Genomic DNA, 14598 nt, shown 5'->3' on the forward strand with positions numbered 1-14598 from the left:
GTCAATTTTGTAAACATAATATTAACTGCGTATCTTATCTAACCCATCGGCAAAGATAAATGTGGTCTAACCAGATTTATTACAAAATTTCGCTTAAATTGCACTAAGTTGCGAGATTTTAGCGGGAAACTGAGTGGAACAGGCCTAAACACTTAAGAAGTCGATTATTTTTTGCGCAACCGGAAATGGATAATCCATATGTAAATGATGCCCTCCCGGTGTTTGTGCAATCGTCAGTTTTTTTACCCATGACTGACGCTTTTGCAGATTAAGTTTGAGCTTTTCAAATCCTTCTTGTCCTAACACTGCCAGTACAGGGCACTCAATGGCCTGTAAAAAGCTTTGTGCCTGCGCTTCGGTTTGTCTTAGCGATGAAATCGTTCGCAAACGTCTGTCTGTGCGCCATTGTAACTTACCATCAATTTCAGCAAGGTTGCGGCTAACCAGTAACCGCGCAGAATCAACCGATAAGTCACCCGCGACTTTGCGAGCCTGCACAGCCTGACGCAATGTCTCAGGATGTTTAGCTGTTTTATGTTGGATCGCGATTCGGCTATCTACCGATTTTCTAAGTTGTGCCACACTGGTTTCTTCTGGCTCAGTTAATGGCCCAAAGGATTCGAGTAAAATAAGCTTTTGCACTTTTTCCGGAAAAGTGGCGCTGTACAAACTACCGACAATCCCCCCAAGCGAGTGTCCCAATAAGATTATATCCTGCCAGTCATTCAGGCAGATGAGTTCATGTAAATCCTGTACCCAGTCAACCAGATGATAATGCGCGTCAAGACTGCGATGCTGGCTTTCACCATGTCCTGCCATATCAATCGCAACAAACTGATAATCAGGGAAATGAGCTGCGAGTGGAATGAAGCTCGCTGCGTTATCCAGCCAACCATGAAGGGCAAGTATAAGGGGCTTACCCTGTGCCCCAAAGCGTAATCCAGTCAACTTCAGATGATTCAATTGATATTCTACAGACTGCATTTTTCCTCCCGGAAGCGGCAAATTATTGCCCAATAATCAACAACGCGGCAATGATGACATAAAAAAAGCGGCAATAAATAGCCGCCTTTTCAGAAAAATACACGTCAGAGATTTATTGCATTCTTGGCTCTCTGGTTCTTAAAACTTTTTTAGGTACATCTCTCAGATGCGAACCTGACTTATCAACTGAAATACTGCGTCTGACCCGGTTACTGTTGTTTGAGCTAACACCTGGATTATCATTGCTACGAATAACGACGCGACTGTGATAAGGGTAAAATCCACCATATCCCCATCCGTACCAACGATTCCAATACCCCATGCCATATGAAAAACTGGTTACGTTGACATTTTTCTGAACCTGCCACATGTGATAACCACTGGCCTGCAGTGTAGGGTAGGTATATTTATGTTCCCCGACTTTGCCATTTTCGGTACCAATGACTTGTCCAACAAAGGTAATATCACGCCCGGTCTGATACACCATGGGATCTAAAAAGCTTTTAACATAAACCCTGAAACGCCCCGGACTATCATCAGATGAAACGGGTCGCGTACTTGATTTTAAAGACTGTGACAGCACTTCAACAACGGTTACATCAGCCTTATTATCAATTCTGGCAATGGTTCCACCCCACCGAGCCTGTTTTCCAATATTGATTTGAGGATTAGACATCACTTGTGTATAGGTAACCAATTGCTGTCCTTCAGGCACTTTAAGACTGTCCGGTACCGAAGCACAGGCACTTAACAATACAACACCTGCTAAAACCGTTAATTTCTTAAACATAAATTCCTCGTAACATTTCAATCTGCACATTATTAATAATGGCGATAGGTGTCTGAACCATAACTGAATTTCACCTCAGAAAACAGTAAAAAAGCAGTAACAAATTGAAATCAAAAACGCCGGGTAAAGTACTCAATAGATGATATAAATTGACATTCAGGTTAATACCTGTGATCACACGTAAGTATCGACCCCCAGACTATTGTGAATACCTTCTCGTTGCGACTGGCGTTGTAGGCTTTGATAGGCTTGAATGGCATTCCTGCCACGGGAGTCAGGTTGATCATATATTGCTTTTTGTTCGCGATAATTGTCGGCTTGTTTAAAGGCTTCACTATTACCCTGGCGAATGACAACCTGTGTTTTTGGATGTTCAGTAACAGCACGTTGCTGTTGTTGCTGGCGTGCGTCAGCATCCCGTTGCGGTTCCCTGACCGACGGGTTAATGCCAAGGGCATTTTGTGACGCGATAATAGAAGACTCAATTTCCATCAACTAATCCAAACAACAATAATGGCAACGTTCATTTACTGCTAATGGTAGTGCAGCAGATTGACATTCAAATACCAAATAATGCACTACAAACGCGAAACTCTGCAAAATTTATTCCATTCTAAAATGGATCACCTTATGTTACTCGCGGCCAGGCAGCTTTTTCCAGGTTACTTTATCACGCAGATAAACCGGCTCCACATCTTCAACTGCACTAAATTCACCGCTGGAAATAGCGTATTTTGCTAGTGCCGCCATATATCTGGCATTGGGGTACAACACCGAATCAATTAACTGAATATTTTTGCCTGTATCAAGTTCAGCATAAGCTTGCCAGCCAGTACCAGCTCCAGCAGTGTCCTTATTTGCGACGTTTATAATTAGCTGGTTCGCATCCTGAGGCGCTAAAACCTGCTCATCGTTAACAGGTAACATAATGCCGTTTTTTGCAGCATAGGCGCCAATATACACTTCATTCATGCGTGCATCTGTAGCACTAATAACCTTTTGCAGTGAATATTGTTCATAAACCTGCTGTGCCATGGCTTGCAATGTAGAAATACCTACAACGGGCAAATCGGCGCCTAATGCCAGTCCCTGAATAATCCCGGTGGCGATACGTACACCGGTAAAACTGCCAGGTCCGCGCCCAAATGCCAAATAATCGATATTTTGCAATGTCAGACCCGCCTCAGCCAGAACCTCATCTACCATAGGTAAAATACGCTGACTGTGCTGCTGTGGACAAATTTCAAATCGATGAAAGATATGATTCACACCGGCCAAAGCTACTGAACAGGCTTCTGTGGCGGTATCAATAATTAAAACATTCATTAATGTGTTGAATCCTGCTGATGAATTGCCTCTAAAAAGTCGAGGGCATGACTTAACGTACGAGTACGACGCATGGGTGGCAAACTACTCACAAATATTTTGCCATAATCACGGGTAACCAGTCGATTATCGCATATCACTAATACACCTTTATCCTGTGAATCCCTGATCAACCGTCCTGCACCTTGTTTCAATGCAATGACGGCCTGCGGAATCTGAATCTGGCCGAAGGGATTACCTCCGGCTTTTCGACAATCATCAATCCGGGCTTGTAGCAGCGGATCGTCCGGTGACGCAAACGGAATTTTATCTATCATTACACAGGTCAGGTCACTGCCTCTGACATCAACCCCTTCCCAAAACGCCCCCGTTCCAAGTAACACCGCATTATCAGATGATAAATATTGATTAAGCAATGCCCGTTTACTGGTTGAACCCTGCACCAGAATTGGATTATCAATTTTGTCTTCCAGCATCGCCGCCAGCTGTCGCAACATGGCGTGGCTGGTAAATAACAAAAAACAACGCCCACGACTTGACTGAATCAGTTTAAGTGCAATATCAAATAACACGTCCTTCATTCGTCTGTCACTGGGTTCAGGTAAAAAACGTGGCACGCACAACATTGCCTGTCTGGGATAATCAAAGGGACTGCCTACCAATAAGGTATCAGCAGTATTGAGTCCCATTCGACGGGTGAAATGATTAAATCCACCATCAACCATCAGAGTAGCAGAGGTAAACACCCAGCCACGTTTGGGTTCAGCCATAAATTCGGCAAACTTTTTAGCTATACTCAATGGGGTTAAATTGATCACCAAATGGCGATGAGTGGTTTCATACCAAAGGCTGACTCCCTTGCGTTCAGTATCAGTTAAAATTTTTAATGTCGCCTTTATCTGAATACACCGTTCAAGTATCGAATCCAGATCCTTATCTCTGCCAAGGTGCAGTTTTACCACGTCATAAAATTGTTGTAGCGCATCTTCCACTCGCGCTATCTGAGCAAGCACTTCATCGCGCGCCAGCTCTTCTCTCCAGTTACCTTTTTGCGCTTGTTCCGGGTAGATGATCCTCAAATCAGCACTTACTGCTTTGAGTTTGTCTGCCATTTTAGACAGCTGCTGGGCATCTTTCAGAACCGTACGATAAACAATCTCGGTATCACGACACATGTCATGAATTTGACGTGTGGATAAGGTATCGCCGAAGTACTGGCTGGCAATATCGGGTATCTGATGGGCTTCATCAAATACAATTAAATCCGCATCCGGGATAAGCTCTCCAAAGCCGGTATCTTTTAACGCCATATCAGCGAAGAATAAATGATGGTTAACCACCACTAAATCTGCGGCCAGCGCTTTAGCACGCGCTTGTACCATATAACAATCTTCGTAGGCGGGGCATTCTTTCCCCAGACAATTGTCTACGGTAGAGGTTACAAATGGTAAAACCTTGGCATCTTCCGGAATACGGGTTAGCTCCCCCATATCCCCCGATTTGGTAGTGAGTGACCAGTCTTTGACCTCCCCCAGTTGTGCCAATGTGTCTTTATCCATCAGGTTACTGTGACTACCGTGCTGATTAAGGCGATGAATGCAAAGATAATTTACCCGGCCTTTAAGCAACGCCACCTTTTTATAACTACCCAGCGCTTTTCTCACGACAGGTAAGTCCCGGTGAAACAATTGCTCCTGCAGGTTTTTAGTCCCGGTGGAAATAATGGTTTTTTTATTACTGTTAAGCGCAGGTACAAGATAAGCGAAGGTTTTTCCAGTACCGGTACCTGCCTCAACAACCAGTGCAGATTTTTGTTTAATCGATTTTTCCACTGCCACGGCCATATCTGTTTGCGCCTGACGAGGAGCAAAACCGTCTATTGCTTCTGACAGCAAACCATTTTTAGCAAAGAGTTGTTTAATTGTGGGCATAGGGATAGCCCTTTAGAAACTGCATTAAACCTGACTGATAATAATTGGTATAAATGAACTTGGAGCGCATATTAACACGATTTTGCCAACGATTGGCTGCGACAATAACGTGCAAGCAAGAATATGTTTACTTCAGTATATTTCGTCATATTTTTATTATCTAATTACCATTTTGAACCAATGAGCAGTTTATAGATGAATATAAAAATAAAACACGTCATGGTCTTTTTTCTCACTGGCATGACATCCTGTTTTTTTCAATTACCCCCTGCGTTAGCAGCCGTTCCTTCCAACCCGATTGTACTGATTTCCATTGATGGCTTTCGTTACGACTATCTGGATAAATATCAGGCTCCCAATCTTCAACTGTTGGCTAAACAGGGAGTACGGGCACGAAGCATGCGCCCCAGTTACCCATCGGTAACCTTTCCCAACCATATCACTCTGGTTACCGGCCAATATCCGGCGCATCACGGACTGGTTCACAATGAATTCTACGATCAAAAACTTGATGATATTTACACCATGGGTAAAGCGGCAAAACAGCCCCAATGGATGCAAGCTCTGCCCATCTGGACTTTGGCCGAACAAAAAGGATTAATCACTGCAACTTTCTTCTGGCCTGAATCTGATGCTGAATTAGATGGCGTACAACCTCATTACTTTTATCACTACAACAAATCGACACCATATCAGCAACGCATCGATCAAATTATTAAGTGGTTACAAATGCCAGTGGATAAACGTCCTGTTTTTATTGCCAGTTACTTTTCAAAAGTGGATACCGCAGGACACAACTATGGACCGGATTCTCCTGAAGTGGCAGAGGCTGTGTCCATGGTTGATGCTTACATAGGCGATTTAAAGCAGCGTATCGACCAGCTACACATCCCTGTGAACCTGATAGTTGTATCAGATCACGGCATGCAAGCCATACAAGCAAGCTCACAAATTAACTGGCAGACGATGCCGGGCATTAATAATTACCGGGTAGTAGACAGACACACACAACTGTTTTTATATAATAAACGGAATAAAAGTCAGCAGGAGCTGCGTCAATACGGACAGCAATTACGCGATATTAGTGACGGCCGTTATTCAGTGTACTTAAAAGGAGAGTTTCCCGATTATCTGCACTACAATGACAACGCACGTATTGCCGATATTGTGCTTGATGCCAATCCCCCAGCGTATTTTCCCGGATGGGATCTACGTAAAAAAATCAACACACAACAACAACCTGACAAAGATAATGGCGCACACGGGTTTGACCCGGTAAAAACGCCCAACATGCAAGCATTGTTTATTGCTAACGGCCCTAATTTCAAATCAGGAATAACTATTGACACATTCGATAATATCCATGTTTTCCCCGCTATGATGGCTATTCTGGGCTTACCTTTACCAGCCAAAACAGATGGAAAACTAAAGGTATTAAAACCTATTTTAAAAAACCTGCCTGACTCAAATAACTAAAACCACCTCCAACGCTGTTTTAACACGAATAAGAATGCCGCTTAAAAGCGGCATTCTTATCTATAAGGATTAACTTACTGCTCTAAAAAATATTGACCATCACATTAAACACCAAAGCAGATAACAATCCGGCCGCAGGCAGGGTAATTATCCATGCCAAACCAATGGGTTTCATTAGCGACCAGTTAGTCTGCTGATTTACCATGCCGACTCCCAGCACTGCTCCGATAAGAATATGTGTACTCGACACCGGTAGCCCTAACATAGTCGCAACCATCACAACGGTCGCCGCAGCCAGTTCTGCGGAAAAGCCTGACGAGGGATGCATTTTTGTTAAATTATGCCCAACGGTTTGTATGACTTCCTTACCAATAAACCAAAGACCGACGATAAGTGCCACACCAAACGTCATCATAGCAATACTGGGAACAGCAACTTTATCGCTAATTGCATCGTTGCGCAGTACATCCAGAATAGCCACAAAAGGACCGATAGCATTGGCAATGTCATTTGAACCATGGCTAAAGGCAAACCCGGCAGCAGTGAAGACCTGCATCCAGCTAAACATTAAAAATGTCGAGCGTGAAAGATCCTTACCTTTTAAGGTTTTTGCAAAAATAAACGTTGCCATCCAGATAACAGCACCGATCATGCCCATGATCAGATAGTTATGCAGCGTGCTTAATCCCAGCTCCATATGTTTAAGGCCTTTAAACAACAGCATACCGGAAATCAACATACCGCCCATTGCAGCAAATATAGGAACCCAGTTTTCCAGCGCATGAGTCGCATTAACATTATGTTTATGTTGCTCAATTTTTATTAGCTCCCGGTAATAATCAGATTCCAATTCATCAGGATTAAAATCATCATCGGTGATCACATGAGCATCCCGGGCCATAGCCCCGGTATAGGCAATTTGCTGGATATCCGTTAAGCGTTCAAAAGCCCGCTTATGTTCTTCCTTATGGCGTTTTTTACGTGATTTGATATCGCGCAGCGCCGCTTGTGCTGCATCATTATATTTAAGAACGTGACGTTTAATTTGCGAGTACAACAAATAAGCAACCATGCCGCCCAACAAAGGTGACAATACCCAGGAAATGGCAATCAGGCCTATTTGATCCCATTTAACCAGACTCAGGGCCGCCTCAACACCATTTGCATGAATGCCCAGTGCCATTGAACTGCCTACGATTCCACCAACAATGGAATGGGTGGTGGACACCGGCCAACCTTTTTTTGTCGCAATCAGCAGCCAGACAGCCGCCGCCAGCAGCGCAGACATCATAATGTAGACAAATAGCATCGGATCGAGATCCATGTGTGATAAGTCCACTATGCCCTTGCGTATGGTTTTGGTGACCTCGCCACCAGCAATAACGGCACCACTAACTTCGAAAATAGCAGCGACCAACAGTGCTTGTTTGATGGTTAACGTGCCTGCTCCCACACTGGTACCAAAGGAATTGGCTACGTCATTACCACCAATATTAAAGGCCATAAACACACCAAACAAGGTGGCCAGAATCAGTAACAAAACGTGGTTGTAGTGGGTATATTCCAGCGCCCAGTAAAGAAAGTAACTGGTAAACAAGGTAATCAGTGCAAAGAAAAAACGATTAAAATTGGAGTGAGAATTGTGCGACATGGATGAAATATCTTTTAGTGATGACAGCAGTCATTTTGTTAATAGCGCAACGGCTATAATTTCATCCATTTGTTACAAAAATGTGACCGTTTTCAGGTCGATTTTAGAGCGTGTTGAACTTTGCGGTATATTTTTGCAACGAGTTGCGCGGTATTTAAACAATGAAGCACGAATGTGGTGTAGTTGTTCTACATAAAAGAGTGCTGAAGCAGTAGAAATGCCGCACAAACGTTGCCCGAAGGGTTCGTCCTAAACACTTTTTACTCTTTATGAAAGACTCCTGTCTTTCACCGCTTTGCGGCCAGCTAAAGCTGTTTTATGGCGTTCCCTACGCGTAATGTTGCTTATTTTTGACTTAATCCATTAGGCCTGCAAATAAGCGTCGCGATTAAAAAGTGTTTAGTTAGAACAAAATTCATACAGCAAAGTTCAGCACGCTCTAATTAGAAAATCATACCCTTATTCTCCACAGGTTTAAAAATAGCGCTCCGCATGTAAGAAAGGAGCCATGGCATGGATAATAGCTTGTTCATAGCTGGAGCCCCGGGTTGCATGTCCGTTGGTTAATAATCCAATAGCACCGCCCTTTTGTTTTATATTTTGTGTATTAAACAATTTATCCATTAGCGGGCCGAGTTCTTCTCCCATTGCCAAATCCTGATAAATGCTTGTTGGCAAAGGCAGATTGGCGCTTCTTCCGGTTACTAACCTGTCACCCTGTTTTATAACAACAAAGGCAAAAGTTGCAGCACCATACTCAAAACAATCTACCCCACCTTCAATGGCCACGCTAAAATCAGCGGGATAATGAGCAGAACAGTATTCCACCCGGTTTTTCGCTCCAAGTAAGGTTTCATGTTCCGTCATAGGCTGCTCATCCACTCCTGATGGAGCTTTAACCCCCTGACATTCTATTTCTGAATCACTAAATAATAATTCAAAGGTATTTTTTACTGCGCTAACTTTGACCGGATTAGTTGAGCCAACAACAACTGACAGTTTTTTCATAAAGCAGAACGACTTTCCATTATGTATTCACGCCACTTTTGTAACGCAATTTTAAGATCGGTTAACCCACAACCAGCACCGTTTTCAATGCTCATTATGTGCTCTTCTTCAGCCGTGAGTTGTGCTGAGTATTGCGCATCATATTTGAATTTAAGCTCAACCTCATGCTGATCCATATGCAATACATATTGTGCACTTATAAACTCATGTTCAAGCTTTTGGCGATTTTCCAGCTGCTCAATCATAGTAAGCAATTGGTCAATGACGTGTGCATCAGCGCCAATATCATTCGACATCCAGTCACCAATGGCCTCAAAACCTGAAGAGAATTCAGCCACAGGAGGACCGAAGCTCGATGGAAAAAAGTCGTATTCCATATTAACGCCCCGAATCAAATAGAAAATAGTTAGAAAAACAGTGTCTTTTGCAGTGTGATAATAAAAAAAAAAGCAGATGGCGACAATTCTATGCCGCCAAATAATAACTAGAACAGAATTACAGCAGGCGTATTAGATAAACATCCCTCCCGATGCTTCAATTCGCTGTGCAGTAATCCAGTGATTATCACCAGCCAGTAAACTGGCAACCACACCACCAATATCATCGGGCAACCCCACTCTTCCCAGCGCAGTTTGCGAGGCTAAAAACGCATTCATCTGTTTATCATCCCGCACCGCTCCACCGCGGAAATCCGTTTCAATCGCACCCGGCGCTAAAACATTCACCGAGATACCCCTTGCTCCCAACTCTTTGGCAAGATATTGAGTGAGAACCTCAATTCCCCCTTTCATCATGGCGTAAGCAGCGTAACCCGGTACGCTGAAGCGCGTTAAACCGGTAGACACATTCAAAATACGACCACCATCGGTGATAGACCCCAATAAGGACTGAGTTAAAAAGAACACCCCTTTTAAGTGAATATTCATTAACTGGTCAAATTGCGCTTCGGTGGTTTCAGCGAATGTTGCATGTAAACCAATGCCGGCGTTATTCAGCAGAAAGTTAAAACGCTCAGTTTGCCAATGCTCTTGCAATGCATTGTTTAAATCTTTTGCAAAATCAGCAAACGTTTCTGCCTTCTCAGTATCAAGCTGCAATGCGACCGCTTTGGCCCCCAACTTATTAACCTCAGTGATAACTTCCAGCGCTTTATCCCGATTTGACTGGTAGGTAATCACCGAATCAATCCCCTGCTTTGCCAAATGCAATGCAGCACTTGCCCCTAAGCCCCGGCTTCCGCCTGTAATTAATGCAATTGAATGACTCATATTCGTCTCCGCTATGTAATGAACGCAGACCAGCTTATTGTTTTAATTTGAAGTGATAAACACCATAAAAATGACTACACTGTTTATTATTTAATAACAATTAAAGCACTATGGACCGAATTAGCGCGATTCAACATTTTATTCGGGTAGCCGACCTTGGCAGTTTTACACAAGCAGCTAATCTTGCGGGTGTACCCAAAGCAACAATATCCAACGCTATAAGCCAGCTTGAAAATCAATTAGGCGCACAATTGCTCCACAGAACAACCCGTAAGGTCAGCCTCACACATGATGGACAAACATTTTATGACAGGAGTATTCATCTCCTGTTGGAATTCGATGATTTACACAGTTTGTTTCAACAAACGGATGCCCAACTCACTGGCATAATTCGGGTCGATATGCCCATCGGCCTGAGTAAAAATGTAGTCTGCCCCGCGTTACCGGCATTTTTACAATCGCATCCACAACTTAATATTCAACTTAGTAGCACCGACAGACGAGTTGACCTTATCCGTGAAGGATTTGATTGCGTGGTACGGGTTGGAAAATTAGAAGACTCTGATTTGATCGCCCGTCCACTTGGACATATGCCCATTATCAGTTGCGTTAGTCCAGCTTATATTGCGCAATACGGTGAGCCTGATTCACTTGAATCGCTGGGAAATCATAAACTGGTGCATTATCAGCAAAATCTCAGTGTCCGTGATGATAACTGGGAATACTGGGATGGAAAAAACTATCAAACCATCAAAATGAAAGGGGCGATCACGGTTAATAATTCAGAAGCCTACACTGCTGCTTGTATCGCTGGACTTGGTATCATTCAGGTCCCGGCAATGGGAGCAAAGCGCCTTATTGAGCAAGGCCAGTTAGTACATATTTTAAAACAATATCAGGCCGAAGCCATGCCGGTTAATTTGCTTTATGCCAACCGCCACAATTTGTCAAAACGAGTAAAAATATTTATGGATTGGTTAAGTCAGTTGATCAATCAATATACCGAATAAATCACACACGAGTTACTCGACTACAATTAAGTCAAATACATTATCAGGATGATAATTATGCTCTGGTTTAGCAACTCACAATCTGTTCATTTTCTACTGGTAATACTGATTTATTTCACCGTTTTTTCAGTAGCATCCGCCCCCGTAAAAAACCAAATACCAACTGAACTGGCAAGTGTTTTTAACCAACAACAGTCAATCGAAAACTATTGGATAAGCGAAAAGCTCGATGGCATTCGCGCCAGATGGGATGGCAAACATCTTTTTACACGTCAGGGAAATCGCATTTATGCACCAGCATGGTTTACTGAGGGATTCCCCGACCAGGTGATGGATGGAGAGCTATGGACTGGCCGCCAGAACTTTGAATTTACGGCAGCAACCGTACTCGACGAAGAACCAGGTAAAGACTGGCACAAGGTACATTTTATGTTATTCGATTTACCTACTGAACCTGGCACTTTTTCACAACGAATATTGCAAATGCAGCAGATAGTTTCAAAATCACACAACCCCAGTTTAAAACTGGTTCACCAGTATAAAATTGAAAACCGCAAACAACTGGATGCGGAATTAAATCGTTTGACCAAAGAAGGTGCAGAAGGACTCATGCTGCATCATCAGGATGCTTTATACGAGGATGGACGCAGCCAATACCTGTTAAAACTCAAAACCTTTAAAGACGATGAAGCGCTTGTGATTGAGCATATTGAAGGTAAAGGCAAGTACACTGGAAAAATGGGCGCATTACGAGTGCGATGGAAACAAGGTATCGAGTTTAAAATTGGCACTGGCTTTAGTGATGCAATCAGAGCCAATCCTCCAGCCATTGGCGAAACAATTACCTTTAAATATTATGGTTTAACCAAAAACGGCATACCCCGTTTCGCCAGTTTTTTGCGCATCCGGCCAGATAAAACCATACCCAGCTACACAGCTAAATAAAATGGCGGTTACCCCTTGCTGAAAAGTTCGACCGATGATTAGATTGCGTCGGAGTAACCAAGCCATATGCAGCCATGCGCTACAAACGACATCAGAGCCGTCCCTACAGCATCAAAAAAAACGGTATTAAAGATGAAAATATCGATCGCCAAATATTGGCAATTCATCGCGCAATGGCCACCAAATTGTTAAAACACCCACACTTAATTGAGCAGGTTAGAGAAACGCTTGAAGACCGCAAAGTAACGGGTCGCCTGCCCTACGGTCATCACTTAATCTGGCACAGTATTCTTGATCATATTGACCAGCCCGAGACATTTATTACCAGCATCACAGAAGACAGCCCGCGTATGCGAAAGTTAAGGCGCAATACGCCGCCGGTAGGCATACTCAACGAGCAGGAAAGACAACTGGCCCTGGAGCAAAATGCGCTAGGCCAGCTGGATTCAATTGATACTCTTATTTATTGAATTGGTTATTTCTCACAAACCACCTCAGCCAGCAACAGCTTAACAACAACAGAAGCATTATTGGCCCGCTAATCCCACCTGATTTTTTACCGGCCTTAACCTCCAGGACTTTCGTCACTTTGTTGCTTTGTAATTGCCCGTCAGATGCCGTTACCTCAAAACGCATGGGCTCTGTTGTATTTACATTGCTCAGCGACACCGTTAGTTGATTGCCATTTTTTAACGTATCCACAATAACACCTGAGGTTTGCTGCCAGTTAAAACTCAACTCATCGTCATCAGCATCGGATGCTTGAACACTAATAGTCAGCGAATCACCGGCGGTGATAGAGAAACTCTCCAACGCTGGATCGTGGATAACGGGAGCATCATTTTGTGCTTTCACATTCAGCGTAACTTTTGCCGCAGCGTTAAGCCTTCCCTGACTATCGGCAACTTGATACTCAAAAACGTCGGTTCCATTGAAGTTAGTATCAGGTGTATACACAATTTTGCCCTGCTCTACGCTGGCTACGCCATGATTAGAGGCTTTTGACACGATCAATGACGAATCATCAAGAGGCATCACAGGAAGTTGTTGGGTTGCAACCGCTTTGTAGGTTTGTTCGGTAACCAGCTCGGAATGTATTGCGACAAAAGGCCTTTGTTGATCATTATTTAATACATCAATACTAACAGATGCATCTTCATCAACTACCGCACTGTCATTTTGTAATTGCCTGACCCCGTCCCGAACCTGTAAGTTGGCGGTAATTGAGGCAGTTTCGGGTTGATAAGTCACTAATTTCAGCGTCTTACCATTTGGCGGAATATCCTGCCCCTGACCATCCACATAATAATTTGTCCCAATATCCCCTTGCATATTCTCAGCGCCGATTGTTGCTGATTCAGGCATAGAGGGCACATTGATATAATGGAACCAGATATTATCTGTATTTTGCTCAATCCAAAGCTGAAACAGATAAGGACGGATTTCTGTCTTTTCTCCCATTTCATCTTCAAAATAAGCCAGAATCACATTGTCCCATTCCACCACTAAATAATGACGTTGGTTTAAATTACGTATTGCGGTGCGTAAATAACCACTGCCCTGCACAGATTCAGTTTGGTAACCACTTAAGTAAAATTCACTCCATAATGGCGCAATCACATTATTTAAATTATCCGCCTGAGGAAAAGTCTGGTTAAAGATGGCCGTAAAATCACCAATACTCACGTCGCCCGGCACCACAAAACCATTATCCGAGATCGTCAGGCTGGTATAATCCTGCCCGTTAAATGTAAAGTGAAAATCCACAACGGCGCCAAAAGAGGCGCATTCAAAACCATTTTCGTTGCACGGCACCGGCATAATGCCCTGCTCTCTCAGCAAAATGGTATCTGGCACCTCACTATCAATCAGCTCCATACTTCCGGGTTGCAAGTTACCTTTCCACAACAGCTGATGTTGATCTGGCTTATAGATTAACTGATTTGTCTGGCCATTTTTGGTTGCAACATCCTCACTGGCCTCAACTAACCCGAGCTCAGCAGGCAATAAAATCTTAAGCTCCGGAGGCGCATCAAACCCTTTATTACGTAACTGAACATCTAATTTGAGCATTTGCGAATCTAGTTGATCACTTGTGCGCAAACTGGCACTTAATGCCCCGGCATCGGAAACATCATTGGCATACAAGGCAATGGGCAAATGCTGGGTGCCATTAGTTAACTCAAAACTCAACTGACCAAATTGCCAG

The 14598-nt window shown here is 43.4% G+C and carries 14 protein-coding genes; 4 read left to right on the forward strand and 10 right to left on the reverse strand.

The features are described 5' to 3' along the window. Positions 1–144: 144 nt before the first annotated feature. The 5 genes from H8B19_RS15245 to H8B19_RS15265 form a co-directional block, all read right to left on the reverse strand. Positions 145–984, reverse strand: a complete 840-nt coding sequence (locus tag H8B19_RS15245) for an alpha/beta fold hydrolase (RefSeq protein WP_186507754.1) — start codon at positions 982–984, stop codon at positions 145–147. Positions 985–1096: 112 nt separating this feature from the next. Beyond that, positions 1097–1774: a Slp family lipoprotein gene (locus H8B19_RS15250; protein ID WP_186507755.1), complete on the reverse strand. Its 678-nt coding sequence runs from the start codon at positions 1772–1774 to the stop codon at positions 1097–1099. A gap of 174 nt (positions 1775–1948) precedes the next feature. Further along, a complete protein-coding gene (locus tag H8B19_RS15255; RefSeq protein ID WP_186507756.1) occupies positions 1949–2266 on the reverse strand; it encodes a hypothetical protein in 318 nt (105 codons plus the stop codon). 141 nt (positions 2267–2407) lie between these two features. Further along, positions 2408–3100, reverse strand: a complete 693-nt coding sequence (gene tsaB, locus H8B19_RS15260; RefSeq protein ID WP_186507757.1) for a tRNA (adenosine(37)-N6)-threonylcarbamoyltransferase complex dimerization subunit type 1 TsaB — start codon at positions 3098–3100, stop codon at positions 2408–2410. Beyond that, positions 3100–5031, reverse strand: coding sequence for a DNA repair helicase YoaA (locus H8B19_RS15265; RefSeq protein WP_186507758.1), 1932 nt, complete (start codon positions 5029–5031; stop codon positions 3100–3102). The genes tsaB and H8B19_RS15265 overlap by 1 nt, the downstream gene beginning before the upstream one ends. A gap of 195 nt (positions 5032–5226) precedes the next feature. Between H8B19_RS15265 and H8B19_RS15270 the strand changes: the two genes are divergently transcribed. Next, entirely contained in the window at positions 5227–6507 is a 1281-nt protein-coding gene (locus H8B19_RS15270) for an alkaline phosphatase family protein (RefSeq protein WP_186507759.1), read from the forward strand. Positions 6508–6589: 82 nt separating this feature from the next. Here the strand turns inward: H8B19_RS15270 and H8B19_RS15275 are convergent, their stop codons facing one another. The 4 genes from H8B19_RS15275 to H8B19_RS15290 form a co-directional block, all read right to left on the reverse strand. Continuing rightward, positions 6590–8158, reverse strand: coding sequence for an inorganic phosphate transporter (locus H8B19_RS15275; RefSeq protein ID WP_186507760.1), 1569 nt, complete (start codon positions 8156–8158; stop codon positions 6590–6592). Between the two features lie 474 nt (positions 8159–8632). Then, positions 8633–9166, reverse strand: coding sequence for an inosine/xanthosine triphosphatase (gene yjjX / locus H8B19_RS15280; protein ID WP_186507761.1), 534 nt, complete (start codon positions 9164–9166; stop codon positions 8633–8635). Beyond that, positions 9163–9543, reverse strand: a complete 381-nt coding sequence (locus tag H8B19_RS15285; RefSeq protein WP_186507762.1) for a YacL family protein — start codon at positions 9541–9543, stop codon at positions 9163–9165. Before H8B19_RS15285 ends, yjjX begins: the two co-directional genes overlap by 4 nt. A gap of 132 nt (positions 9544–9675) precedes the next feature. Continuing rightward, positions 9676–10434, reverse strand: coding sequence for an SDR family oxidoreductase (locus H8B19_RS15290; protein ID WP_186507763.1), 759 nt, complete (start codon positions 10432–10434; stop codon positions 9676–9678). Positions 10435–10544: 110 nt separating this feature from the next. Between H8B19_RS15290 and H8B19_RS15295 the strand changes: the two genes are divergently transcribed. The 3 genes from H8B19_RS15295 (at position 10545) to H8B19_RS15305 (ending at position 12859) form a co-directional block, all read left to right on the forward strand. Then, positions 10545–11444 (forward strand): LysR family transcriptional regulator, encoded by a 900-nt coding sequence (locus tag H8B19_RS15295; RefSeq protein WP_186507764.1) that lies wholly within the window; start codon positions 10545–10547, stop codon positions 11442–11444. 57 nt (positions 11445–11501) lie between these two features. Next, on the forward strand, positions 11502–12389 hold the full coding sequence (locus H8B19_RS15300; RefSeq protein ID WP_186507765.1) for a DNA ligase: 888 nt from the start codon (positions 11502–11504) through the stop codon (positions 12387–12389). 74 nt (positions 12390–12463) lie between these two features. Continuing rightward, the gene (locus tag H8B19_RS15305; protein ID WP_186507766.1) at positions 12464–12859 is read left to right on the forward strand and encodes a hypothetical protein; all 396 of its coding nucleotides are present in this window, start codon (positions 12464–12466) and stop codon (positions 12857–12859) included. Here the strand turns inward: H8B19_RS15305 and H8B19_RS15310 are convergent. Further along, on the reverse strand, positions 12849–14582 hold the full coding sequence (locus tag H8B19_RS15310; protein ID WP_186507767.1) for an Ig-like domain-containing protein: 1734 nt from the start codon (positions 14580–14582) through the stop codon (positions 12849–12851). The two genes, H8B19_RS15305 and H8B19_RS15310, sit on opposite strands and share 11 nt — an antisense overlap. Positions 14583–14598 lie beyond the last annotated feature (16 nt).

Origin of the sequence: Neptunicella marina (genome assembly GCF_014270035.1) — a bacterium.
GTDB lineage: Bacteria > Pseudomonadota > Gammaproteobacteria > Enterobacterales > Alteromonadaceae > Neptunicella > Neptunicella marina.

Excerpts from the sequence above, each read along its gene's own strand:
- H8B19_RS15245 (WP_186507754.1), bottom strand. The coding sequence starts at position 984 with ATGCAGTCTGTAGAATATCAATTGAATCATCTGAAGTTGACTGGATTA.
- H8B19_RS15250 (WP_186507755.1), bottom strand. The coding sequence starts at position 1,774 with ATGTTTAAGAAATTAACGGTTTTAGCAGGTGTTGTATTGTTAAGTGCC.
- H8B19_RS15255 (WP_186507756.1), bottom strand. The coding sequence starts at position 2,266 with ATGGAAATTGAGTCTTCTATTATCGCGTCACAAAATGCCCTTGGCATT.
- tsaB (WP_186507757.1), bottom strand. The coding sequence starts at position 3,100 with ATGAATGTTTTAATTATTGATACCGCCACAGAAGCCTGTTCAGTAGCT.
- H8B19_RS15265 (WP_186507758.1), bottom strand. The coding sequence starts at position 5,031 with ATGCCCACAATTAAACAACTCTTTGCTAAAAATGGTTTGCTGTCAGAA.
- H8B19_RS15270 (WP_186507759.1), top strand. The coding sequence starts at position 5,227 with ATGAATATAAAAATAAAACACGTCATGGTCTTTTTTCTCACTGGCATG.
- H8B19_RS15275 (WP_186507760.1), bottom strand. The coding sequence starts at position 8,158 with ATGTCGCACAATTCTCACTCCAATTTTAATCGTTTTTTCTTTGCACTG.
- yjjX (WP_186507761.1), bottom strand. The coding sequence starts at position 9,166 with ATGAAAAAACTGTCAGTTGTTGTTGGCTCAACTAATCCGGTCAAAGTT.
- H8B19_RS15285 (WP_186507762.1), bottom strand. The coding sequence starts at position 9,543 with ATGGAATACGACTTTTTTCCATCGAGCTTCGGTCCTCCTGTGGCTGAA.
- H8B19_RS15290 (WP_186507763.1), bottom strand. The coding sequence starts at position 10,434 with ATGAGTCATTCAATTGCATTAATTACAGGCGGAAGCCGGGGCTTAGGG.
- H8B19_RS15295 (WP_186507764.1), top strand. The coding sequence starts at position 10,545 with ATGGACCGAATTAGCGCGATTCAACATTTTATTCGGGTAGCCGACCTT.
- H8B19_RS15300 (WP_186507765.1), top strand. The coding sequence starts at position 11,502 with ATGCTCTGGTTTAGCAACTCACAATCTGTTCATTTTCTACTGGTAATA.
- H8B19_RS15305 (WP_186507766.1), top strand. The coding sequence starts at position 12,464 with ATGCGCTACAAACGACATCAGAGCCGTCCCTACAGCATCAAAAAAAAC.